At 45.4% G+C, this 26,064-nt stretch carries 16 protein-coding genes; 4 read left to right on the forward strand and 12 right to left on the reverse strand.

Features of this window, described 5'->3' with window-relative positions; all coding sequences use genetic code 11:
• Positions 1-171 precede the first annotated feature (171 nt).
• Positions 172-1,041, reverse strand: a complete 870-nt coding sequence (locus QUB24_RS24390) for a lipid kinase (protein WP_333156102.1) — start codon at positions 1,039-1,041, stop codon at positions 172-174.
• Between the two features lie 228 nt (positions 1,042-1,269).
• On the opposite strand from QUB24_RS24390, the gene QUB24_RS24395 reads away from it, so the two are divergent.
• Positions 1,270-2,592 carry a HEAT repeat domain-containing protein gene (locus QUB24_RS24395; RefSeq protein ID WP_333156103.1) on the forward strand — a complete coding sequence of 441 codons (1,323 nt, stop codon included), beginning with the start codon at positions 1,270-1,272 and terminating at the stop codon, positions 2,590-2,592.
• Between the two features lie 133 nt (positions 2,593-2,725).
• Here QUB24_RS24395 and QUB24_RS24400 read toward each other — a convergent pair whose 3' ends face one another.
• From QUB24_RS24400 to QUB24_RS24445, 10 genes are all read right to left on the reverse strand, one after another.
• Entirely contained in the window at positions 2,726-3,862 is a 1,137-nt protein-coding gene (locus tag QUB24_RS24400; protein WP_333156104.1) for a DegT/DnrJ/EryC1/StrS family aminotransferase, read from the reverse strand.
• A 240-nt stretch (positions 3,863-4,102) separates the two neighbouring features.
• A complete protein-coding gene (locus QUB24_RS24405; protein WP_333156106.1) occupies positions 4,103-4,813 on the reverse strand; it encodes a sugar transferase in 711 nt (236 codons plus the stop codon).
• Between the two features lie 645 nt (positions 4,814-5,458).
• Entirely contained in the window at positions 5,459-6,568 is a 1,110-nt protein-coding gene (locus QUB24_RS24410) for a FemAB family protein (RefSeq protein ID WP_333156107.1), read from the reverse strand.
• 105 nt (positions 6,569-6,673) lie between these two features.
• Complete coding sequence (locus tag QUB24_RS24415) at positions 6,674-7,807, reverse strand: glycosyltransferase (protein ID WP_333156109.1); 1,134 nt, start codon at positions 7,805-7,807, stop codon at positions 6,674-6,676.
• Positions 7,804-9,006, reverse strand: a complete 1,203-nt coding sequence (locus QUB24_RS24420) for a glycosyltransferase family 4 protein (protein WP_333156110.1) — start codon at positions 9,004-9,006, stop codon at positions 7,804-7,806. Before QUB24_RS24420 ends, QUB24_RS24415 begins: the two co-directional genes overlap by 4 nt.
• Before the next feature lie 113 nt (positions 9,007-9,119).
• A complete protein-coding gene (locus QUB24_RS24425; protein ID WP_333156111.1) occupies positions 9,120-10,349 on the reverse strand; it encodes a hypothetical protein in 1,230 nt (409 codons plus the stop codon).
• 82 nt (positions 10,350-10,431) lie between these two features.
• Complete coding sequence (locus QUB24_RS24430) at positions 10,432-11,616, reverse strand: O-antigen ligase family protein (protein ID WP_333156112.1); 1,185 nt, start codon at positions 11,614-11,616, stop codon at positions 10,432-10,434.
• 141 nt (positions 11,617-11,757) lie between these two features.
• The gene (locus tag QUB24_RS24435; RefSeq protein WP_333156114.1) at positions 11,758-12,954 is read right to left on the reverse strand and encodes a glycosyltransferase family 1 protein; all 1,197 of its coding nucleotides are present in this window, start codon (positions 12,952-12,954) and stop codon (positions 11,758-11,760) included.
• The gene (locus QUB24_RS24440; protein ID WP_333156116.1) at positions 12,902-14,236 is read right to left on the reverse strand and encodes an oligosaccharide flippase family protein; all 1,335 of its coding nucleotides are present in this window, start codon (positions 14,234-14,236) and stop codon (positions 12,902-12,904) included. The genes QUB24_RS24435 and QUB24_RS24440 overlap by 53 nt, the downstream gene beginning before the upstream one ends.
• Before the next feature lie 80 nt (positions 14,237-14,316).
• Positions 14,317-17,091 carry a polysaccharide biosynthesis protein gene (locus QUB24_RS24445; protein ID WP_333156117.1) on the reverse strand — a complete coding sequence of 925 codons (2,775 nt, stop codon included), beginning with the start codon at positions 17,089-17,091 and terminating at the stop codon, positions 14,317-14,319.
• Positions 17,092-17,531: 440 nt separating this feature from the next.
• Here QUB24_RS24445 and QUB24_RS24450 point away from each other — a divergent pair, with 440 nt between their 5' ends.
• Positions 17,532-19,748, forward strand: coding sequence for a polysaccharide biosynthesis tyrosine autokinase (locus QUB24_RS24450; protein ID WP_333156118.1), 2,217 nt, complete (start codon positions 17,532-17,534; stop codon positions 19,746-19,748).
• Positions 19,749-19,768: 20 nt separating this feature from the next.
• Here QUB24_RS24450 and QUB24_RS24455 read toward each other — a convergent pair whose 3' ends face one another.
• Positions 19,769-23,197 (reverse strand): PAS domain S-box protein, encoded by a 3,429-nt coding sequence (locus tag QUB24_RS24455; protein WP_333156119.1) that lies wholly within the window; start codon positions 23,195-23,197, stop codon positions 19,769-19,771.
• A gap of 591 nt (positions 23,198-23,788) precedes the next feature.
• Between QUB24_RS24455 and QUB24_RS24460 the strand changes: the two genes are divergently transcribed.
• Both QUB24_RS24460 and QUB24_RS24465 read left to right on the forward strand, forming a co-directional pair.
• Complete coding sequence (locus QUB24_RS24460; protein WP_333156120.1) at positions 23,789-24,763, forward strand: LysR family transcriptional regulator; 975 nt, start codon at positions 23,789-23,791, stop codon at positions 24,761-24,763.
• A 128-nt stretch (positions 24,764-24,891) separates the two neighbouring features.
• On the forward strand, positions 24,892-25,956 hold the full coding sequence (locus tag QUB24_RS24465; protein WP_333156122.1) for an anthranilate phosphoribosyltransferase family protein: 1,065 nt from the start codon (positions 24,892-24,894) through the stop codon (positions 25,954-25,956).
• Positions 25,957-26,064 lie beyond the last annotated feature (108 nt).

The following is a 26,064-nucleotide window of genomic DNA, read 5'->3' on the forward strand; positions in this document are numbered from 1 at the left end:
ATTCATTAATTGTGGCACGGGCATCTTGCCCGTGGCTAATATATGAACAGGCAAGATGCCTGTTCCACAACATAATTATATATGAACAGGTAAGATGCCTGTTCTACAACACAAATATATATGAACAGGCAAGATGCCTGTTCTACAACACAAATATATATAAGTTGTGAGTTATGAAGGAGCTATAACTGCTAAAGCTTGGGGAATCACTCGAAATTTTGCAGGCGTGTAAGTTGTGATTTCACCGTCAGTATTAATCGGACGGCGTTTGCTAGTATTAACCTCAAATTCTTGAGCTTGCAATGTGCGAACGTTAGGCCGACTGGTATGATTTCCTTGCTTCATAGCCGGCAGTAAACCAATGATTTCCCACCAGTTTTTTGTTTCCAAACTGTACAAATCCAGTCGCTTGTCGTCGATTGTGGCATCCTCGGCAACTGTCATCCCGCCGCCGTAATAGCGGCCGTTGCCAATGGCTATTTGAATAGTTTTAACATTAAAAGATTGGTTGTTTACCTTAATTTCGGCTCGAAACGGTCGCGCTGACAAAATTGTCTGCAAAGCAGTAAAAGCATAAGCTAAAATTCCCCAGCGCTGCTTGACGTTTTTAGTCAGCCGCTGGGTAATTTGCACGCTCAATCCCAAACTCGCAACATTAAAAAAATGTTGGCCGTTAACCCAACCCAAGTCTATTAGCCGAACTTTACCGCTGGCAATTACTTGACAAGCTGCTGATAAATCTGTAGGAATTCCCAGAGTGCGGGCTAGGTCGTTAGCCGTTCCCATCGGCAAAATACCCAAGGGTAACTTGGTGTCTATCAAACCTTCTATGGCGGCGTTGAGAGTGCCGTCGCCACCGCCAATTATTACTAATTCGACTCGATTTTGGTAGCGGCGAATAGTGTCGGAAAGTTCGTGGGCGTGGTCGGTAGATTCTACCATTAACTCAAAACCCAGTGCTTCTAATTTTACAGTGGCTTGAGATAATAGCTTTTGCCCTTTTCGGGAGTGCTGGTTTACTAAAAGTAGAGCTTTCTTCATTTGTTAATTTTTAATTAGGAATATTGCGTATTTTAAATTACAAAAAGTATAGCTTGATGCCTTAACTGCATGAAATTAATGCTTTACTTCCATTTTACCAGTTATGATGGATTGACAAAAATGTTAAAAAATGGATAATTGTAGCAAAAGATTCGTAAAAAGTAGCTCCATCCGGCTCTGACCTAGCAGCAAAAAACCTTGCTTATCGATCGAACTTAATTTAAAATCATGTATAATATTTTACAAAAAGCACAAGTCGCGGCCGATCGCCAAAACTGGCCAGGGTTAGTCGAATGCTTGCAGCAAGTGACAGCCGACGGTAGCAAGCCGCAGGAAGAACACATTTTAGAGCAAGCTGTCAGTTTAGCAATAGAAGCCTTAAAATCGGGCGATTTTCAAGACCGCTGGGAAATTGCTAAAGTATTGCCAAATCTGGGAAATGGCGCGATCGCACCTTTAATTGCCGTGCTCGAAGACGAAGACGCAGACACCGAACCCCGGTGGTTCGCCGCCCGCATCCTCGGAAAGTTTGTGAAGCGAAGCTATCCCGTAGGGAATCGCCCGGAAGTGATTCAAGCTTTAGTAGAATTAGTCAAAAATTCCGACGAAGAATTGAGCCAAATCGCCGCCGAAACCCTAGGGAATTTCGGCCCGACAGCCATAGAATCCCTCGCAACTCTCCTACTCCAAGAAGACTCGCGACAGTTTGCTACAGCAGCACTCGCCCAAATTCGGCGCACCGAAACCATCCCACCGCTGTTGAGCGTAGTCGGAGACTCTCAAGTTGCGGTGCGAGCAGCCGCAATCGAGGCCCTGAGTAGCTTTCACGATTCCCGCATCCCGCCGGTACTGGTAGCAGCACTCAAAGATCCGGCGACAGCAGTCAGAAAAGAAGCCGTGCGAGCTCTCGGTGTGCGCGCCTATTTAGATGCAGAATTAGATTTAGTTAACTTGCTCAAACCTTTGCTTTCGGACATCCGATTAGAAGTTTGTCAGCAAGCGGCGATCGCGATCGGGCGAGTGAAAACCGATGCTGCTGCTGCTGCTTTATTTGAATTGCTGCGATCGCCCACAACTCCGGTGGAATTGCAAATCGAAACTGTGCGCGCCCTAAGCTGGATGGAAACTGCAACCGCTTTAGCATATTTGCAGCAAACTTTAAGTGCCCAATATTCTAATATAAACTCTCCTGTTTGTCAAGAGATTGTCACTGTTTTAGGGCGAGTGGAAAAGCCGGAATTAAAAGCCAAAGCTGCTGAAATTATGATCGATTTGCTGCAAACCGGTCATCCCGCTGTACAGTCTGTGGGAATCAAACAATCTTTAGCTTTAGGGTTAGGGCAATTACGAGATATGAGAGGGCTAGATGCTCTGATTTCAATGTTGGGCGACGCAGACAGCAGCGTCAGGCTACACTGCATGGCAGGGATCAAACAGCTAGGTTCTGCCGAGGCTAGGCAGAAATTAGAAAGCTTAGTTAAGGAAGAGAGTCTCGAACCGAGATTGAAAGAGGGAATTGCGATCGCCCTGCAAGAATGGCAAGAAAATTAATCAAAAGACAAAATACCTAACTCCCCAACTTCTTGAAAAATTCAGGGATATAATAATAGCGCTCGCATCTTTCTTCTTCCTGACCTCAGTTACATCCGTTACAAAATCCGTAGCCGAAATTCCTTCGGCTATATCATCGATTTTCTTTGTGAATTTGGGCGATCGCACTTGTCACCCGCTCTAAATCTTCATCAGTTAAATTAGAACCCGAAGGCAAACAAAGCCCGTACTCAAATAACTCTTCGGCAACCGCACCGCCCATACATTCGCAATCAGCAAATACTGGCTGTAAATGTAAAGGTTTCCAAACAGGACGCGCTTCTATTTTCTCTTCAGCAAGCCCTAGGCGAACTTGTTCTCTATCTGCACCGAAAGCGGCCGGATCGATTGTTAAACAAGTCAGCCAGCGAGTAGCGCGTCCAAAGGCTGCTTCCGGCATAAATTCAATTCCCGGCAAGTTTCCTAAAGCTTGTTTGTAAAAGTCAAAATTTCGTCGTCTAGCTTCAACTCGCTCCTCCAAAACCCGTAATTGACCCCGACCAATTCCCGCTAAAACATTGCTGAGACGGTAATTGTAGCCAATTTCTGAGTGTTGGTAATGAGGAGCGGGGTCACGGGCTTGTGTCGCCAAAAAACGAGCTTTTTCTACAAGTTTTGGGTCGTCGGAAACTAACATTCCGCCGCCGGAAGTGGTGATAATTTTATTACCGTTGAATGAGAAAATGCCGATTTTGCCAAAGCTTCCAGGCGATCTATTTTTATAGGTAGCCCCTAGAGATTCTGCCGCATCTTCTATTAGCGGAATTTCATAAGCATTGCAAGCTTCTAGAATTGGGTCGAGATCGCAACTTTGACCGTAGAGGTGTACGATTACAACAGCTTTGGGTAATTTACCAATTTTTGCTCGTTTGTCAAGTGCTTCTCGGAACAAATCGGGGTTGAGATTCCAAGAAGTGCGATCGCTATCAATAAAAACTGGTTTGGCGCCAAGATAAGTAATTGGGCTAGCAGTCGCAATAAAAGTCAGAGTCGAGCAAAAAACCTCATCTCCCGAACCGACACCAATTAATTGTAAAGCCAAATGCAAAGCTGCGGTACCGGAACTAACAGCCGCTGCGTGTTTAGCGCCAACTACTTCGCAGAATTCTTGCTCGAAAGCATCCACATGGGGGCCGACGGGGGCGATCCAGTTGGTATCAAAGGCTTCTTTGACGAACTCCTGTTCGAGGGAACCCATGTGAGGTGTTGAGAGGAGGATTTGTTTTGTCATTTTACTCTCATTTAGGAGAACGATAGGCTGGAAAAAAGTTTGACTTGAGGAGTTATTCAGGCTGAATGTTTAAAAATTTGACCCGCCCTCCCACTAAATAATTATATTTTTCTTTGTGTCGTTTTAGTTTCTTCTAGATTGAGCAATCAGAGAAGCCAGGGGATTTAACCCCTGGCTCATAGCTTAAGTCTTTTTTAGAGGACTCTCAAAAATCTTTAGTCTGTTTTAATAAACGAACCGCTACCGGAGAACACTGCTAGTTTTGGAATCGTCAAGCACACCTGTGAATTCTGGGGATGTAGCATAACCTTCTTGGTTAATTCCGTCTCTTTTCAAGACTTTCAATACTGTCAGAAACAGAATTTTCAAGTCAAACCACAAACTCCAATTATCGACATAGCAAACATCTAGTTTGAATTTAGCATCCCAGCTAATAGTATTGCGACCATTGACTTGAGCCCAACCCGTAATTCCAGGCATAACTTCGTGGCGGCGTGCTTGTTCTGGAGTATAGCGATCGAGGTATCTGACGAGTAAAGGACGAGGCCCGACAAAACTCATGTCACCTTTGAGAACGTTCCAGAGTTGAGGGAGTTCGTCCAGACTGGTTTTGCGAAGAAATTGACCCAGAGGTATGAGACGCTGTTCGTGGGGCAGCAAATTGCCATCAGCATCGCAATCGTTTGTCATGGTGCGAAACTTGTAGAAATTGAAAACGCGACCGTTTTTACCGGGACGGGGTTGGCAAAAAAAGATTGGGCCGCCCATGCGGATGTAAATGACGATCGCAACTGTTAATATTACGGGAGAGAAAACCAAAAGGGCGATCGCTGCACATAATCTATCTAATACCCACTTAACCAAGTGGCTGAATTTTTTGGGATTTACTACTTGATTAAGTTGCGCTCTTTGTGACTTTGATTTGAGCGCTAGTAATTCGTAAATACTCATGATTCTACACCCCAGCAGCAATTTACTGTACTTCCCTGATTTTTGCAGGCTCCGGGTTTATACGATAATGAATTCTGTCAAATTTACAGAAACTTTAAATAACTTCGGTGTTTCATGAAGCTTTTGTGAACCTATGGTTGGGACGATCGCTGACTTTTACATAAAATTTAAAAAACGTCGCTGTTTTATGAATTTTTTGTAACATTTTGAGGATGGGGACGCTCGCTGATTTTTCAAAAAGACGTTAATTATGGTTGCATACCTAGCTCTACATTCAAAAAAATCTCTTGGCGCTTACGGGCGGAGTACCCGCTTAAGCAGGTACGAGGGTAAGCGCAGACAACTTAAGCAGGTACGAGGGTAAGGGAAGACAACATCAAAAACATCTTGTGTTGCTAAACTTTGGTCAAATATGTCATCACACCGACGTAACAAATAAGGTAGAAAAAATATTTGATCCTCTTCAGCTATCACAATAACTTCTGCTAGGGCATTGTTCCTAATAGACTCCAAATATAGATATTCAGGCACATGATAGATATCGTGGCGTATTTTTTATAGTGTTTCTCGCCACAAATGTCTGACAAATCAATTACTTTAATCTTCATTTTATACTTCTCAAAATTAATGAATCTCATGTTTAGTTTATTCAGAATTCGTAGATTTTTTCCAACCGCTGTCGATAGAACGATATGCTGGGAAAAAGTTTGAATTCAATAACTCTTCAGTCTCAGTATTTAAAGATTTCGCTCGCAATTCAACCAGATAACGATATTTTTCTTCATCTATAATTAAGCGCATCGTTAGGAAATTATGTCTTTGCTCGGAGAAAGTTGCTTTAAAATTGTAAACACCATCCTTATAACTGCCAACACCACCCCCCATATGCAAAAAATCATTGCCACGTTCCTTAGCCCAGGAGCGAGCATAATCTACTCTTAAACTGTTAGGAGATTGTTTTAAAAACTTTGTTCTTGTCCCCCCAAAAGTGCTCTGAACTATGCCACAGCATTCAGTATACAAACCAGCAGAAGCAATTTGATTGTTTAATTCAATAAGGCACAAGTGGAGTTTTTCGCCTAGTGCCTCTGCCAACTGTAAAAAATAGTTAGAATCAAACGAATAATAATATTCTACAGAACTTGCTCGCCTCATTGTTTCATGATATACCTGGGTGAATTCATCAACATAAGGTATTAATGGAACCATTCTGGCAGTAAAACCATCTCGCTTACATCTACTAATTTGCTTTCTCTGACTCTTTTGAGTTTGTTGCCAAATTTCAGCTTCAGAAAGTCTCAAATCAATAGATATAGTTTCTCCAGTTATTTGGCAGATTTCAGGATCTAAAATTTCTTCAAAACCTTGGTTAAGTATAGGATGAAGTCGAAAGAATGCCGAACACACTCCCTTAGCACGTAATGCAGATATTAGCTGATTCATTGCTAACTTGACAAACTCTCTGTCCTTTGCTGCTGCTTCGCTCAACACGATACCGGGATAACCGTAAGGAGATACGACATCAAAAAAATCTTCGGTCGCTAATTTTTCTTCAACTAAACCATCACAATGACGACAAAAATATGGCAAGAAAAAGATTTTGTCAGCCTCAAATATTAAGATAGCTTCAGCAGCAGCCTTATTCCTAAGTGATTCTAAATAAACGTATTCAGGTAAATGATAAATGTCGTGGCGTAGTTTTGAGAGTGTTTCTAGCCACAAATTATCTGTTAAATCAATTATTTGAGTATTCATTTCAACCTCAGTAATAGATACGTGGGATAATATAGTATAAAAAAATAAAAACTTTTTTTAATTCATAACCTATTTCTCCTACTGTTTAAAGATTTGATTCACCTTCTAAGACAAAGCATCGCTATACAGAGTTTCGTATAGATTTAGGATATGTGGTACGTCATAATTAACCATATCTTCTCGTCCGCGCTTGCCCATCTTTTGAGCTTCCTCTGGACGATCTAAAATCCATGCCATTGCTTCAGCCATTCCGTTGATATCTCCCAATTTTACCAGCAGCCCATTTCCATCTACTAATAAATCGCGAGTGCCACGAATTTCTGTACCAATTACGGGGGTTTCCATGCACAAAGATTCCATCACGCAATTGGGAAGTCCTTCTTGTGCAGAAGCAATCAAAGTAGCTACAGACGCACGCATTAAAACTGGGATATCCCTCCGTCGCCCCAAAAAATGTACTTGGTTTTGAATTCCCAACTTGGCTGCGAGTTGCTGCATTTCCTGGAAAATTCGTCCATTTCCGGCGAAGGCTAAATGTACTTGAGAGCGACCGAGTTGGGCAAATGCCTTTAAAATATCCCCAGGACGTTTGCGGGGAATAAATTCAGCTACCGACAAAAACAAAGAGTTTTCCGGTGCTAATCCTAACTCTTGACGTACTCGCATTATCTCAGATTCGGAAATAGCATTGGGACTAAAGCGATCAAGATTTAAACCAGTTCCGGGGATATAACGAACTCGTTCGGGAGAAATGAGTCCATAGCGCTTTGCTGCTGACTCATCTTCCCGATTCACTACTACTAAATAGTCTGTCCAAGGCCCAGCAATCTTTTCTAGTCCCAAGAATATAGCATTTTTATGGGGTGCGCCTCCCTGGTAGAAGTGAAAACCTTGAGCAGTGTAGATTACCTTTAGTTTTCCCTGCTTTCTCCAATTGTTAAGAGCATAGCGGGCCGCAAAGGCAGCTACTGGTGTGGAAACATTTACTAAGTTGTATTGTTGTTGAGCAAACACCTGACGAATTTGTTGGGGAGCCGCGAGCAAGTTTTTGGGATCTAGAGGGTTGCGCGACCACTCGACATCCCAAACGCGATCGAACAAATCTGGGTATTCCTTGGTAGTAGAAAGTTCTTTCGCCATTGCATCTACCCGCCAACCTTGAGCGCGTAAGTGCTTGGTTAGAGGCAGGAAAAAATCAAGAGTACCTGGAATAGTAGTGATAATTAGAAGTTTGTTCATATTTTTTGTTTTTCCTTCAACCAAGCTTCAGTCATCTCTCGCACGTAGCGGTAAAATTCATTCCGTTGTTCTCGGAGAACTTCATCGCGGTACTCTTTAGCTTTTTCCAAATTCCTGGCCGACATTCGAGCCATGCGTTTTGGGTCAGTCGTCACCTCTCGGATTTTGCCGGCCAAAGCTGCTACATCACCAGGGGGTACTAAATCTTCCGGGGGGAGCAGTTCTGGGATGCCTCCTACTGTGGAGCCGATGCAGGGTAATGCGCGCGCCATTGCTTCCACCATTGCTCTAGGTAAACCTTCCTGATGGGAAGGAAGAACGAAAATGTCAGCTAGATCCAATTGATTGCGTACCACATCACCAGCAGTCAACTGACCTCGGAAACAAACCCGATCGCCCAAACCGTATGTTTGAGCTCGTGCTTCCAGTTTTTGACGATACTGCCCGTCTCCAACTATAACCAACTTGATATCTAGTCCCTCCCCGACGCAAACAGCAACGGCATCGATGAGTACGTCGGGAGCCTTGTAAAGTTGAGCCAAACTGGCCACTGTAATCAAGGTCAGCGACTGCTTTTCCCGAAAGTGCGATCGCGGTGCTGCCGCAAATGCTAAATCCGGCAATTCCGTCATCGAATAGTGAGCGGTAAAAACCCCTGGATTTGGCGGATATCGGCGCTGGAGAGCCTTTTCTGTAATGTAAGCAGCGGCGCTAGCATTCGCGCACTGCTCTCTCAGCCGACGTGGCGACCACCAGCGGAAAAAGGGGCGCAGGGGGCTTTTGACTGAGCCCGGAGCGAATACGTCGTAAGGGTCGGCGATGACATAAATGCCGTAGGGATGGCCCATCCGGCGCAACATCGGTTCGATACAGGACGAAATTTGAGAAGAAAGATAAAAAATCACAGCATCCTCTGTGCGGACAGCTTTTCTGGCAGCCTGCTGAACCTGCCAGGCCTTGAAGAGGTACTGCCAGGGGCCTATATAGTAAGGTATTGCTGCAAAGGAAACTCTTTCCCCGTCAGCTCGCTTCCAGTCAGAAGGCACATCAGGTACGTCGCGCACGCGGGCTACTGCCAGGATCTCGTCAAATACCTCAAAGTAACGCTGCCAGTAGGAATGGGCGAACATTGTCTGCGTCCACACAGCCCCGTCGGGCGTGCGAACAAAGCGGTGTTCAACAGCTACAACTACTCTCATACAATCGGTAACTCCTTTAACAAAAACATTTCTACATTTGATTAATAAGTTGTTTGTTGTCATTCATTCTGCCAATAGCGATCGCACCTATCGGTCACGGCACTCTGGTATCGTCACAGAATAAGTCTGTAAACGTGAACGTCTAAAGGGTCGATCGACCCAAAAAGTTTACCTCCCTTGACTGCCATACCGGCTGGTCGATTTTGAAACATCGATCGCGCTTCCCTAACTGCGATCGGAAGTTCAAGAGCCACTTCTCTTGGTTTCCCGTAATTGCTGTTGACCACAACAGCGACACCTTGGTTTTCGCGTGTCCATATCCCCGCTACTATATTCGACATCTTGGTATCAATTTTTTGGAACTCTCCATCAAGTAATAGCGGACTAATTGATTTCAATTCAGGCACTAAAGATTTAACTCCCTCCCACAAATCCGGGTTGTCTGGCAAATGCCAAGACGAATCGTGATAAGTGTAGTATAGAATCCCTTTTGTCCCTGCAAGTAAAGCTTGATAGGTCATATTTCGCACTTCTTGAAAGGTAGGGGCTTGAGAGCCATCGTATTTTTTAGAAGAGTGCGAGTCCCAGTTATATGTTTGTAAATTAGCATAAGTGGAGCGATTGAATTTAGCAGCGGCTTCCCGTGCATCTGATATGTCAGAATAAGTCGCAGGCAATTCTTCTGGTTTCCTCAATTTAATAGGATAAGATTGCCTCGCAATCACATCAGAACAATTAGCAAACTGCTTGAGTTTATTTGAGTAGCCACTAATATAAGTGATGTGATTGGGATCGGCTGTCTTCGCTTGTCGGTAAGATTTGAACAGATTATCTACACTCCATTTGCCGTTTTCAACATCGTCAGCCATACTCCAGCCGAGTACAGCAGGTTTTTGTTTAAAAGCGTTGATTAAATTCAGGAGTCCAATAGAATTTTGCTCTGTTAAAACATATACTCCCAGCCGCTCTGCTTCGTCTAAAAATTCTCCATAATCATCGATGTTGGTAGCCGAAGCGTGAATTGTGTTAAATCCAGCAGCAGCGATGTCTCGGAGTGCCGACTTGCGCTCTTGGGCAGTCGATTTCCAGGAAACATGATAGAAACCGAAGGGAAAAAATGGTTTGTTGTCAATCACCGTAGTTCCGTCAACCCGAATCTCGACTATTCGCTGGTTTTTGGGAGTTAGAGTGACAGGTGCGGCAACAGCAGGAGGACAGTATGAGCCGACCTTTAAAATCTGAGAATAAGCTAAAGCCAAAATAATTACCGATATTAAGAGAGATGCGAAGAGCGTTAATCCTCGCAACTTATTACTATTTTTTTTCAAGTTTCTGTGATTCATGTCGGCGTTTTTTATTTAATGGGGTGATTGTAAAAAATCCTTTAAATCAGAAGTATTTTTTTTTATGATACCTTCTGCATTCCTAATCCTGCATTTTCCCGGAGAGCGGCCTTGATATTACAATACCTATAGACAGCATATAGGCAAGTGTCATGGCATTACCTAATGAGCCAAACATCCCTTCAGCCATAGATAAAAACCAAAAGCATACTGTAATCAGGAAGGGAGCGAGCGCAGCACAATCCTCTTTGGCATAAGTTTTGAAATAGGCGTAAGTATAGAATAAACTCGCGATCGCAAAAGCGACTAGCAAATTTGCTGCTATAATGCCATTTTGTCCGATGACTTCAATAATTGTGTTGTGTCCTCCCAGTCCAAAGTTTAACTTAAAGTAATTGCTGCCGTGACCCAGTAAATCTGATTCATCTAATGTCTGTCCCCAGATGCGATCTCTCCCGCTCAAACCTTCCTTAGCTTCAAAGTTGTTGTTGAGAGTCTTATTTATAGCCTCAATTTGTTCCCCTCCAAATAGCAAGACTGCCGTCACAGCCACAGTGGCGATCGCGATAATTTTTTTTACTGCTTTAGGATTTTTTACCACCTCGCTAAAAAACAAAAAAAACATGATAAAACATACAATCATTGAAGTCCGGGAGTTGGCTAAAATTATCAGCACAAAACAGATCAACAGAGCAGCAGATATCGGCAATAAATACCGCACATCTTTTTTGGCAGACCAAGCACCAATCAACAAAATAAATAAACCCGCAGACATTGTGGCACAGGTAAATCCCATTTGATTCGAGTTGGCAAATACGCCACGATACAGCGTACCATTACCAGGTGGATACGAGACAATAGACGTAACAATATAGGGAAGGTGACCGAGGAAAAGTCCCATTCCCATTAGCAAGTTGGCATTTTCTTTCATCGCCTTTGGGACAGCATTAAACAGAATTAACGGTACAGCAATCATTTGCCACAACCCGTCCCTAAAAATAGTTGTGTCATTGTTAGCAACTCCCGATATGAGTAATCCGCAGGCGAAGAAAATCCACAGTAAGAGGAGAGGTCGAGCTTGACGGTGGAAACCCCACTGTTTAAAGGGGGACATGAGGATAAGAATTAGTAAAGTTGTGCCGACTAGCAGATAGCGCAATCTCAGAATTGCCGGGTCGAGAGGTATCTCTGCATTGCCCAACCCAATAAGAGACGTGCCGCCAAATAAAACGGATAAAAGGATGGTAATAATTGTTGCTCTTAGCATAAAGTTATATATTTGACAACCATACAGTCTCGTTTAAAACCTGCTAGTTTTTTTCATAATTGGCGTTGCTTGACTATCAACTCAAATACAATACATACCTGTAATATAGCGATTATTGCTCCCAAGAACACGCAATTAATATCAGTTCATCATGAAGTTAACTTCATAAACCTCTGTCAGCTTTTGGAGGCTGACTGCAATATTAAAATGGCTGTTTTCCAGGACAGGTAGAGTATCGGCTTGGGTAATAGCTGATGCACCACTCCTTGCAGATATAACCGCTTCTGCCCAGTCAGATGCTGAGTGAGACAAAGAAACTTGCCGCACCAGAGGTTTGACTACATTAGCTTCCTCTGGAACAACATCTGAAAAGACACAAGGCAGTCCTGCTGCCTGTGCCTCAATTAATACTAAACCCAACGCTTCGTGAATCGAAGGTAATAGAAAGAGATCCATAGCACCCAACATGAGTTGAGGAATGTCAGGTCGCAGACCCGCGAAGGTAACGCGGTTAACCAAGCCATTTTGAATTACTTTTTGTTGAATCTCCGATCGCAGCGAACCGTCACCTATAAGCAGCAAGTGTATATTAGGTTCTCGCTTGGCAATTTCTGCCACAATATCTATAAGAAATCTGTGGTTCTTTTGTTCCTCAAATCTGCCGACGTGACCTATGACAAAGGCATCAGCAGGGATGCCAAGTTCAGCGCGAACGGCAACAGAATCAACTATATCGCGGAAGGGTGTCAAATCTACGCCACAGTAAAGAATTCGACAACGCGAGTCCGTTTTCCAAGTTTGGTTGAATAATACTTCTACTACTTGGCAGCTAGCAGCCAAACCAATTGTTGCATATCGATCGATTAACCATTTGGTTAAAGTTAGATACAAGCGCCGGTGGAATCCGGCTTTGGCATCAATGGCAGAGGTATCGTTATGGCTGTGGGCAACGCGAATCTGTACGCCTGCTTGTTTCGCCAAATAGAGAACGTAACCGCTAAAGTGATGGACGTGACTGTGAACTATGTCATAGGGCCCGTATTCGCGTAAAATTCGTTTAAAGTTGCGAGCGTACAGCCAAGGTTTTGCAGGATTGAGGCAGGGGATAATCTTGCTACCAAGAGAACGAGCTTCAGCATCGTAAGGACAGGGTTTCTCAGTGTTAACTACAAAGTCCATCTGGAAGCGATCGCGATCGATATGTCTCAAAACGTTCATCAGCCAAGTTTCCACTCCGCCCCGATTCATACCGCCGACGACATGAAGAATACGGATCGGACGCTGCTTAGTCGATATTTGATTGTGTGCCTTGATATCTGTCGAGTCTGTATAGTGCATAAGCAATGACTGTAAAACTAAAAACTGCTTGAACCATCGCCCCAACGATCAGCGCGAGTGCCGCCCCTCGGACTCCCTGTGTCGGAATTAACCAGAAACAAGTGATCGCAGAACTCCCCGTTACCAAAACAAACAAAGGCATTTGCACCCGAAAGTATCTAGCGGCCGTCATCCCGTAACCCAAAAAGGAAGAAACGTAACCCATACCCGCAGCCACCATCAGCCACGCGAACAAATCAGCCCGCTCAGCATACTCCGGTTTATAGAGTAAAGTTAGGATTTCCCGACCGGCAACAACCGCGACAAAAACGCCTCCCGCACCTAACATCAAGCCAACCCCCACCAGCTTGAGCAAAAGTGTGCGAAAAGCAGCGCTATTTCTCGCTGCATAATATTTTGCTAGTCGCGGACTTGCAGACTCCGCTAGCGCACTCACTACCATCTGCCCAACCACCATCAGGTAAGACATGGCAGCGAAAATGCCCAGTTCGCGTTCGCCCAAATACCGCTCGATAAAGTATCGAGGAATGTTAGTATTCAGCGAAATCAACATCATCACAAAACCCAGAGGTAAAGCAAGCCAAACTAACTTGCCCAAAATTTTTCCATCCCAGCGCGGGTACAAGGGATTTTGGCTGTTTGCAGGTTCAGCATCGGCAACTAATAAATCTTCTCGCTCTCTCCCATGCAAGGAATCCTTTAAAATTAATCTACCATTGCGAAGATCCCAGCCGAAGAGAACTAAACCCCATGCAACTGCTAATCCGATCGCTCCCCCTACAACACTCCCAGTCAGAGAAACTCCGATGCCTAAAAGTAATAACGACAAAGGCCCTTTAATCATCAGGGCGATCGCAATTCGATCCATCCGTTCGTGTTGTTGAATCAAGCCGTAAAACACATCACTGATCGACTCAAAAGCCTTTGCCAGGGCGATCGCCAAAATCACCAACGAAGTCTCCAACCGATATCCTGCTTTGAGCGTAATTCCCGCAATTATCAAGAGTGCTAACCCAGTTCCAATTAACCTCAGACCCAGATAATCACTGAAAACATAGTCCCCTTTCGCATCCGTCGCTTGGATACCTCGCAGTTGCAGATTAGTAAACATGATAACAGGTGCTGTCACCGCTAGACCCAAGGTAAATTGACCCACCATTTCAGGACTGCCCAATTTAGCAAGCACCACCAACATCCCCCACTGGGAAGCCGCATAAATGAGGTTGCCAGTGAAAGTCCAGGAAAAATTACGGCGTAATGTTAGTGGTTTCAACTGTTGCATTAGTAACTAATTACCTGCTTGCTAATTGGTGAATTCCCAATCGTGTATTTCCCCTTTCAAAATTATTCACAAATGTCCCATTAACTTTTAACAGGCATAGCCCCCATCAATTTTTCTACCTTAGAGCCTTCTACAGGCTTAGAGAAAAAGTATCCCTGTCCGTAGACGCATTTCAGAGCTTTTAGCTGAGCTATTTGCCAGCTCGTTTCTACTCCTGTGGCAATCATGCCCATACCTAACTCTTGAGTTATGGCAGTAATTTTGTGAAAAATTTCTAAGTTGGGGTTGCTAGCATCAAGCCCGCTGACTAGAGAGCAATCTAGCTTCAAACTATCGAATTTCCCATACTTCAGCCGCGTCAATTGGTAGAGGTGAGTTAATGATACATCACTAAGACCACAGTGGTCGATTTGTACTTGCACACCTAAAGTTTTAAGTTTGAGAAAAACAGCTCCAGCCAACTCGGAATTTTCCGTCACAACATATTCAGGAATTTCTAACCTCAAACTCGGAGCAGCGAGATTTGTTTCTTTCAATATTTTGGCAATCGTCTCGATTAAGTCAGCGTGGAAAAACTGTTTGCTAGTCAGATTCACGCTGACTGTTAAAGGAGCGTTAAGACGAAATTGCGACTGCCAAATCCGCATCTGACTGCAAGCTTGCCGCAGTACCCACTCGCCAATAGGAACAATCAAGCCGGTTTCTTCTGCCGCTGGTAGGAATTCGTCTGGCCAAAGCAAACCTCGATTCGGGTGCTTCCAGCGCAACAGCGCTTCAAAACTACTAATCTTATTAGTTTCCAGGCAGACGATCGGCTGATAGTGAATCCGAAACTCCTCATTTGCCAGAGCCACCCGCAAATCATTCTCTAACTGAATAGCTGCACTGCTAATCTTTGCCACAGCGGTTCTTTTTGGGGCTGTATTGGCGTGCAAATTGGCGGTTGAATACCCTGGTACATACTCAGGCACTAACTGCTGTAGCATTGAGACAATTAGATCCGCATCATTGCGATCGCTCGCTTGACAAAGGGCTTCTACTTCCTGGTCAATATTTTCTTTCACTAGGCGGCTGGCATTGCCAAGACTGAGAATTTTTTCGTGTTTAGTGCGGTTGTATTTCTCGCCCGGAATAAACAGCTCTTCAAACAATTTTTCTCCCGGCCGCAGCCCTGTAAATGCGATTTCTATGTCTTTGCCCAGTTCATATCCTGAGAGCCGAATCAAATCTTTTGCTAAATCAAAAATTCTGACTGGTTCTCCCATCTCAAGCATGAAAACTTCCCCGCCATTGCCGATGACTGCTGCCTGCAAAACCAGTTGAACTGCTTCGGGAATTGTCATGAAATAGCGAGTGATATCTGGATGGGTAATTGTGATCGGCCCGCCCTCAGCAATTTGTCGCTTGAAAGTAGGTACGACGCTACCGCGGCTGCCAAGAACATTACCGAAACGAACCACTACAAATGGGTTTTTGCTTTTTTTGGCTGCTTGCAGCACCAGCATTTCGGCAACTCTTTTGCTAGCTCCCATAATGCTAGTTGGATTCACCGCTTTGTCGGTGGAAATCATCACAAATTGTTTCACATTGTATTTCAATGCCAGATCCAGCAGATTTTTCGTCCCCCGCACGTTGTTAGTAATCGCTTCCGGCGGGTTTAATTCCATCATGGGTACGTGTTTGTGAGCGGCCGCATGAAAAATGATGTCTGGTCTCATTGTTAGAAAAACGTACTCTAAGCGCTCGCGAAAGCGAATATCGGCCATAAAGGCTGTCACGCGAGTAATATCTGTTGGGGTTTGGCTGGTTTTTTTGAGTTCTGACAGGACTTTTCCTAATTCTTGTTGAATGTTGAATACAGAATTTTCTCCGTGTCCGACGATGATGATTTCCGCAGGAGCGCACTTTAATATTTGCCGACAAAGTTCGCTGCCGATGGAGCCACCCGCACCGGTAATTAGAACTTTCTTACCTCCAATCAATCCCAAGACTTTCTCAACATCGGTTTGAATGGGTTCGCGGCGGAGCAAGTCCTCAATCTGTACTTCTCTGAGGCTACCTAAACTGACACGACCGTTGATGATTTCATTGAGGCCGGGGAGGGTGCTGGTTGGAATTCCAATTGACTGACAAATTTCTACGATCTCCCTAATCTCTTTTCCCGGAGCTGAGGGGATGGCAATCATAACTTTGTCGATATTTAGCGATCGAACTACTTCCGGAATGTTACAGCGATTGCCGAGTACAGTCAGTTTGCCAATCTGCTTGGAGATTTTTTTGCGGTCGTCGTCTATGAAAGCGATTGGATCGAGTCCTACCTCTGGGCTCCTCTGCATCGTTTGCATCAGAGATGTGCCTGCACTGCCCGCACCGACTATCAGGACGCGATCGCGTTGCTGAACTTTCCACGATTTTTGGTTCCATCTTTCCAGGGCTGGAATGCTGAAACGAATCGCCGCCACTAACAAAAAGCTGATCATAGCGTCTAGTAGCGGCAGCGAGCGTGGCAGATTTGCGATCGGCGAATTATTTAGCTGGTATAATCCTTGGAACAAGATAATTTCCCCTGCTAGGGATATACCTATCAGTATCGTTATTTGTGCCATTTCTTCCAGACCCGCATACTGCCAGTAACGCTTGTAGAAGCCCCCCGCATAAAATACTGTAAGCTTGACTGCTAAAAATAATACTGTAACTACCGCTAGGCTCTGTAAGTAGGGAGCCAGATTCAATATGCCATCTAAACGAATTGCCAAGGCCATTAACGGTGCGAGCGCCAAACAAATTGCATCGATTATCAAAAAATGACGGGTTCTTAATCCCACCAACACTTTGCTAATTTTTTTTATGATCATATTCATCACACCCTATTACCCAAAAACTTTACTAAAACTATATCTAGTACCTAATGCTGAGGTGTTTTTTTATACCACCCTGCCCGCTGAAATTAATCAGCCTTTCTTTGAATCGGGCATCACTCAAGTGATATGATTAAGGCGATTATCAAGAATATTCCCCGTCTCCTAATTGTTGTTTTATTATTTTTTGAGATTAAATTTTGAACTCTTAATGCTGAGTCGATCTTCTCCTAATACTGGTTATATTGCTCGTAAGTTTATAATTCTTTACTTTTTATTAACAAAAATATATAATTTTTTTTGTAATGGGGAACACAAATAGATTTGTTAAAACCATGACAGTGCTTGACTTAAGTGATACAATAGATATCCTCAATAATGATTTAAAAAGCCGAGGGTGTTACTGTTTACAAAAAATCATTTTTCGGGAGTAACTAATGGAATCAACTGAAAGTGGTATCGGATTTCAGGAATACTGGCAGATTCTGAAGCGCAGGTGGCTGCCAGCCTTAGCTGTATTTGCCTCGGTTGTTGCACTCACCACCTACGGCACGCTGAAGGAAAAAGCAGTTTATGAAGCAGAAGGAAAGCTGTTATTTAAGAAAACAACTCCTGGCTCTGCTTTAACAGAATTGGGAAAAGAAATCGGACAGTTGACTCCTGCGGCGGAGCAAAGTAACCCTCTGACTACCGAAATAGAACTGATTCGTTCTGTCGAAAATATCGAAAAAACTATCAAGAGACTCCAGCTCAAAGACGAAAAAAATAATCAACTAAAAACAAAAGATTTTTTTAAAAAGCTGACAGTAGCTACTATTCGGGGAGCTGATATCCTAACGGTTTCATACAAACACCAAAACCCAAAAATAGCAGCAGATGTCGTCAAAACCCTGATGAAGTTTTATATAGATAACAATCAAAAAGTGAATCGCCTAGAAGCTGTGTCTCTTCGACAGTTTATTGAAAAAAAACTGCCTAATTCAGACCAAGCTATGCGGAAAGCAGCGGCAGAGTTGAGCAAATTTAAAGAAGAGAATAAAGTTGTAAATCTTGAAGAAGAAGCTAAATCAGCAGTGGCAGTTATGGCAGGACTAGAAAGTCAAATCGACCAAGCTAAGTCTGATTTGCTCAATGCCCGTGCTCAGTCTAAAGCATTTGAAGACGAATTACAAATGAATCCCCAGCAAGCATTGACCGCCAGCACTCTCAGCCAATCTAGCACTGTGCAGGAAGCTCTCAAAGAATACAAACAAATAGAGCGACAGTTAGCAATTGAGCAAAATCGCTACCTGGACAATTCGCCTATAATAACTAGGTTAGAAACTAAGAAAGCTACTATGAAAGCTTTACTAGACCAACAAATACAACAAGTTTTAGGCGGGCAACAGCCGTTGCAAAATCAAAGTTTACAGATAGGAGAGGTGAAACCAAAACTGATCGAAGAATTTATCAAGGTAGATGTAGAACGCCAGGGCTTGGCTGAGCGAGTTACTATTCTATCAAATGCTCTAGCTGGCTACAAGCAGCGGGTAAAACTTTTGCCGAAGCTAGAGAAGGAAAAGCGGGAACTGGAAAGGAAACTCCAAGAAGCCGAAGCTGATTATCAGGAATTGCAAAAAAAACTCCAGGAAATTCGGATTACAGAAAATCAGCAAGTCGGGAATGCTCGGATTATCCAAAAGCCAAGTGTTCCGGAAGAACCAGTGCGTTCTCGCAAGTCTTTATTGCTGGTAGCTGGCAGCTTGTTGGGAACTCTGCTTGCTATAGCTGCGGCGATGCTTTTAGAGTCTCAAGATAAGTCTGTCAAAACTATTGAAGAGGCGAGGGAATTGTTTGGGTTTACTTTGTTGGGAGTGATTCCTTTTCATAAAAAGCCTGACAAAAATACTCGGCGCAATTCCAGGCGGCTTAAATCTACTTCCCTAGATTTAGAGCCATCTCCCCGACAGATTGTTGTTAGGGATACTCCTCATACTTCGAGCAGTGCTGCTTACCGAATGCTTCAGGCAAATCTGAGGTTCCTGAGTTCTGATAAAGAGCTGAAAGTCATTGTTGTCAGTAGTTCGCTACCGCAAGAAGGCAAGTCTACTGTATCCGCTAATTTGGCTGTAGCTATAGCTCAATTAGGACGAAAGGTTTTGCTGGTAGATGCGGATATGCACTGTCCTGTTCAACATCAGATTTGGGAACTTCCCAATCAAGTAGGCTTGAGCAATGTGATAGTTGGACAAGCTGGGTTTGGGGATGCGCTCGCCCAAGTTATCGATAATTTAGATGTGCTGACTTGCGGGGTGATTCCGCCTAATCCAATGGCTCTGTTGGATTCACAGCGGATCACTTTATTGATTAAGCAATTTTCGGCTACTTATGATGCAGTGATTATTGATGCTCCTTCTCTGAATGTTGCTGCTGATGCTCTGATTCTGGGGAATAAAGCAGATGGGATTTTATTGGTGGTGCGACCTGGAGTTCTTAATTCTGGTACTGTAGCTTATGCCAAGGAGCTATTGAAGAAATCAAGTCAGCACGTTCTCGGGTTAGTGGTGAATGGAGTAAGCCCTAAAAACGAACCGCACAGCCATTACTATTTTACCAATGAATCTTACGCTCAAGAGCAGAGTCCTGGTATCAATAAAATAACGAAGAACCAATAATCAATAACAACAGTTAACAGTTAACTGTTGTTATTGATTATTGGCAGCCGCACTCGGAAAGTCGAGCCGAGTCCTTCCCCAGGACTTTCGGCCCAGACACTGCCGCCGTGGAGTTCCACGAGATGGCGGACGATCGCCAATCCCAGTCCCAGCCCGCCGTAATTGCGCGTAGAAGTGCTGTCAGCTTGGCGGAAGCGATCGAACACAAAGGGCAAAAACTCCTTGCTGATGCCAATTCCCGTATCTCTGACAACGATCGAAACAGAGTGAACCGGAGACGGCCCAGACAAGATGGCGCCACCCGCTGCTCCCGGTTCCCCATCCTCCGAGAGCCTTATTTCCACGCGACCCGACGGCGGCGTAAACTTAATAGCATTCGAGAGCAAATTAGACACCACCTGCTGCAAACGAGTAGCATCGCCCCTCACCGAGCTCACCCCTTCGCCGCAAAAACTCACCAATTCAATTCCCCGAGCCTCAGCCTCAAGGCTCAGCGCCTTCACGGCCGTTTCTACAATCCGTGCCAAATCCACCGGGGACAGCTTCAAACACACTTTGCCGCTCACAATCCGGGAAACGTCCAGCAAATCCTCAATCATCTGAGTCTGCAACCGCGCGTTTCGCTCAATAGTCTCCAAACCGACAGCCGTTTTTTCGGCACTCATCTGGCGCTGCCGCAGCATCTGCGCCCAGCCCAAAATCGCGTTCAGAGGCGTCCGCAACTCGTGAGAAAGCGTTCCCAAAAACTGGTCTTTAATCCGGTTGGCCTCCGCGGCTTCCCGGTAAAGCCGCGCATTGTCGATCGCCACCGCCGCATCCCGCGCCAAATCCTCCAGCAAAACCAAATCCTCCACCCCGCAGCGGCGGCCCGACTCCCCGCACAGCAACGAAATCGCTCCCAGCGTCCGCCCGCGAGCGATCAGCGGCACGCAGATTGCCGACAGCACCTGAGATTGGGATCGCAGCACCAACTGCAGTTCCCTGTCCGGCACAACCGCCTCGATCACCCATTCCGGTATTTCTGCGTACAGCTTCGACTCCCCAGTCCGCAGCACCTTTGCTACTCCGTGCCGTCCCTGGGGGTCTAGCGGCATACGCCGATCGATTTGCCACAGCAGAGCGACTTTGCTCGGATCTGAGTGAGCAACTGCGTGCAAGCGGATCGAGCCGTCGGCATCGAGCAAATGCACACAGCACCAATCCCCCAGCGCCGGTACTGTTAAATCTGCCAAACCTTGCAGCGCCTCCTCGTAATCCAGGGAAGCCGACGACAGCACAGCCAAAGCTTGAGCGCGAAAATAGGCTGTTTGGGTCGCTCGCTGGCGATCGTCAATATCAGTACAAGTCCCGAACCATTTGATGATTTTCCCCTCAGCATCCCGCACGGGCAATGCCCTGCCCAGATGCCAGCGGTAAGCCCCGTCAGATGCCCGTTTAAAGCGGTATTCCACCTCGTAAGTCCTCCCCGTCTGCACGGAGGTATTCCAGCGTTCTAGGCAGTTTTCCACGTCATCTGGATGCAAAATTGGCTGCCACCCCCAGCCTTGAGTTTCCTCCAGCGTCAAGCCGGTATATTCAAACCAGCGCTGGTTGTAGTAGTCGAGCCAGCCGTCGGGTCTGGCAGTCCAAACTATTTGCGGGATGGCTTCAGCGAGGACGCGGTACAACTGTTCGCTGGCTTCGGCTTCGCGACGGGCAGCCTGTTCCCGCGCCAATGCCCAATTCCGCTGTTCTTCCGCCTCTTTGCGAGCGCTGATGTCGCTAATCACGCCGATCCATTTGCAGGGATTGCCTTGTTTGTCAAGCACTGCTTTGCCCCGATCGATCCAGTGGAGCAAGCCACCCCGTTGGCACTGAACGCGGTATTCCTGAAAAAATGGGGCGGCAGAACTGTCTGGCGCACTCAAATACCGATCGACCGCGGCCAAAACTCGATCGCGGTCGATCGGGTGCAAGATACTGTTCCAAGCTGCTCTTGTCCTCGGAAATCCGCCTTTTTCGTACTCCAAATGTTCGTCTACGTGACCGAACCACAGCACGATCCCGGTCTCGATATCCCATTCGTAAATCAAATCGCTGGCACTTTCTGCAGCAATCCGAAACCGCTCTTCAGACTGTCGCAGCACTTCCAGAAATTTAAAGCGTTCCGTCACGTCCAAAACCAGAGACAGCACCGATATCAACTGTCCTGAATCGCTGTAAAAAGCCGAATTGTACCACTCGCATTGTACCAACGAACCCCACTTATTATAATTGCTGTTGCGAACTACATTGCAGCGATTTTCAGGTTTTTTTAAACTATAAACGGCCGATTCTACCTCTTTAAAATCGCCCTTAGAAATAAAGTTCCATTCGCTAAAATGCTTGCCTAAAACTTCTATTTTTTCCCACCCAAAAATCTTCTGGGCCGCCGGCGACCACCCGCTGAGACGAAAGTTTTCATCCCACTCAATCACCGCTAGGGGGGTATTTTCAAAATGAGAAGTGAGTTTTTGCAGCGCGTCGCGCAGGGATGCTTCTACTTGCTTGCGCCCAGTAATATCGCTAAAAGAAATAGCAATGCCGTCGCCCAATTTAACGGTCATAATCCGAAACCAGGCGACAATACCTTCGTTGTTGTAATAAATCTCGGTATCGAGGGGAATTCCTGTTTCTACAACTTGCACGTAACGGTCGAACAAATTGTTATCTTTATGACCCGGCAGCACTTGCAGCAATCGCTTGCCGGTTAATTCTTCAGGAGTACGGTGTTGCATTTTGGCCGCTGCGGGATTGACGTATTCCCATTCAAAATCCACAATTGTGGATTCGTCGCGGATGCTGCGGAATACGTTAAATCCGTCTAGAGATAATTCCTGAAAAACGCGGAAGCGTTCTTCGCTTTCTTGCAGCTTGCCTACAGTGTCAAGCAGGAGATCCTCGACTCGCTCGCGCTGCGTTATTTCTGCAAGCAATTGCTGGTTAATTTGCTGGAGTTCGGTTGTGAGGGAGGGGACGGAATTTTTAATAGCAGAGTCGGCTTGCAGTCGATCGACCTTTTCAGTTTCCAGCGCCGTATTTCCTGGTAAAAAGGCCGCCCCAGCCAAAGCCAACACTTGAGGAACCCAGGGTATCAGGGACGCTACAGCCCACAAAGAGATGATAGCGGTAACGACGGCGATCGAACTTGACAGCCAGTAGCTGGGATGCACCAGCATCCAAACTTGCATCAAGTGAGTTGTCCCGCCGCAGAAAAACCAGGCTCCCAATAGGAGAAACCCCTTGCTCAACGGCACGTCTCGCTGCTTCCGGGCATAGTATGTCAGAAGTGCTGGAATTGAATAATAAGCCAAGGCAATTAACACATCGCTGACCGCGTGCAGTCCCATCAACTGGGGTTGCCACTGGCAACAGCCATCTTGGGGAATAAAATTGTGGTTAAATGACATAATCTTAATAAATGGCAGCATTTCGGCTTTCCTGTGCGATCGATCCTAGTTGCACTTGTGTTGCTGACCCGCTAATTTCTAGTTTATACACAAAAAAACAGAAAACAAGAGTGACTTTAGTTCGGGGATGAAAGTTCACAGCAGGTTTTAACCTGCCTGCAATATTCGTACATTTATTGAGAGGTTTAGGGATACTCAGGTACTATAATCCCCAAGGAGGTAAGAAATTTAAGGCGAGTTTTAAAGTCTAAAGCAGAGGAATAAACCCAGCAATTTAGCACAATAGATGAAGCGATTATGATTGTGCACTTCATTCAAACAGTTTAGCTACAAGCTGGGAAAATTAGATGGATTTATCTTTATTAAATCCATCTTTTGATAATTTGGCAGATTCAGAAATCCCTTCAATATGGGAGAATCGACCTCTATTTGGGCGCTCAGAAATCCTACCCGAGCAAATTGATTCGTAGAGCCAAGCATCCCCGCGTATGGCCCCGGAATCAAAACTAATCTGTACCTGTATCAAAGTCTACTAAATTCTGCTACTAAATCGGTTAATGTCACAGATAATCTTCCAGTAAAATTTCTGAAACCATCTCGAATTAAACATCCATGCGCTTAGAGCAGCTTCAAGCATTTCTTTCAGTTGCTGAAACTGGTAGCTTTCAGCAAGCGGCCCGGAAGTGTGGCGTTACCCAATCGACTATTAGCCGCCAAGTGCAGGGATTAGAAGCGGAAGTGGGTTTGTCGCTGTTTCACCGCACGGCCCACGCGAAACTGACTGTGGGAGGGGAATGCCTGCTACCTCACGCTCGCAAAATCTGTCAGACTTGGCAAAATGCTGCTGAAGAATTGGGAGACTTACGGGCGGGAAAGCAGCCGGAACTCTGCGTGGCTGCGATTCACTCGGTTTGCGCTGCTTATTTGCCACCTGTGCTGCAAAAGTTTTGCCGCGACTATCCAGACGTGCAATTGCGGGTGACTGCCCTCGGTAGCGATCGAGCCCTGAAAGTCCTCAAAGATGGTTTGGTGGACATAGCGGTGGTGATGAACAACCGCTATTTTACTCAAGCCCCGGAAATGTTGGTTGAGGTGCTCTACAATGAGCCGATCGAGGTGTTGATGGCGGCGGGTCATCCCCTGGCCCAGTACGAACGAGTACCTTGGCCGGAATTGATTTGTTACCCGCAAGTGGTGTTTAAGGACGGGTACGGAATGCAGCGGATGGTGCAAGAACAATTTGGACGCATGGGTGCTAAACTTCATGCTGTTTTGGAACTCAACACTCTGGATGCTTTTCGGGGTGTGGTGCGACAGGGAGAGTTGATTGCTTTACTGCCGCATTCAGCTTTGGTGGACGCCAAGGGCGATCGCACTTTAGCAATTCGGTCGATCGCCCAAGAGCGGTCAAATTCCAAGGTTTCGACGATCGGTCAATTGGCCGCAGATCCGACTTGGACTCGCGAAGTGGTGTTGGTGACAACTCACGATCGAATGCAAATTCCGCCGATCGCCCATTTCTGGAATCTGGTACGCGAATTTGTGCCGCCTTTTGATGTAATCAAGCTAGAAAAATCAGGCAGTTAATTCGATAATTTTGAAGTGAATTTTGGGAATCTTAAATTGAAACTGATTCAAATATTACCAATTACTAACTACCAATTACCAATTACTAACTACTAACTACAAACTACCAATTACCAACTTCAAAAGTTATGAGTGACGCATTTAGAGAATTGCTGCGAAAAATTGGCAGCGGAGTACACACAGGAGAAAACTTAACTCGCTCCGAAGCAGCAGCAGCCACGCGGATGATGCTGCTGGGGGAAGCAACACCGGCTCAAATCGGAGCTTTTATGATTTCCCACCGCATTAAACGGCCCACTGGGGAAGAATTAGCCGGCATGCTCGATGCTTATGAAGAATTGGGGCCCCTTCTTGCCCCCCCAAACCGAGAAAAAGGGTTTTCCGTCTCTACCGTCGCCGTGTTTGGCGTTGCTTACGACGGGCGATCGCGCACGGCTCCAATTAGCCCAATAACCGCCCTAATTTTAGCCGCTAGGGGCGTGCCAACCCTCATGCACGGGGGCGATACCATGCCAACCAAGGAAGGCATTCCCTTGATTGAAATTTGGCGCGGTTTGGGAGTTGACTGGAGAAAACTGAGTTTAGAAAAAGTCCAGCAAGTTTTTGACAATACGGGTTTGGGTTTTGTTTACCTTCCCAAGCATTTTCCTCAAGCCGCCGCTTTAGTTCCCTACCGCCGCGAAATTGGTAAACGGCCACCTTTTTCGACAATGGAGTTGATGTGGTGTCCCTGTGCCGGCGACGTTAACGTCATCTCCGGTTACGTCCACCCCCCGACAGAAGGTATGTTTCAAAAAGCCTTTGAGCTGCGGGGAATCAAAAATTATACCACAGTCAAAGGATTGGAGGGAAGCTGCGATTTGCCGCGCGATCGTACTGCGATTATCGGCATTGCTAAGCCGGAAGCTGAGTTTGAACGAGTGCTTTTAGCTCACGGAGATTACGGTTTTAGCAACACAAATCCTGCCTTTGAATCAGCCCCAGAGTTATTCAAACAAATGCAGGAAGTATTGCTGGGAAAACCATCGGAATTGATGCAGTCCGCTATCTGGAACGGGGGATTTTATCTGTGGCGCTGCGGAGTTTGTTTGGATATAAACTCTGGTTTGATTGAGGCAGAAACTTTATTAAGTCGCGGTCAAGTCGTGCAAAAACTTGAGGAAGTTAGCCAAGCCGTTAGTGTTTTTAGTTGACAGTTGACAGTTGACAGTTGACCGTTAACTACGGGAGTATGTCACTTTTGTAGTGAGTAATTATACTTATGCAGCTTTTCCCTGATTTCCAATTAACCCGTTCAAGTA

It is taken from the genome of Microcoleus sp. B9-D4 (assembly GCF_036705105.1).
In the GTDB taxonomy this organism is placed as follows: Bacteria; Cyanobacteriota; Cyanobacteriia; order Cyanobacteriales; family Microcoleaceae; genus Microcoleus.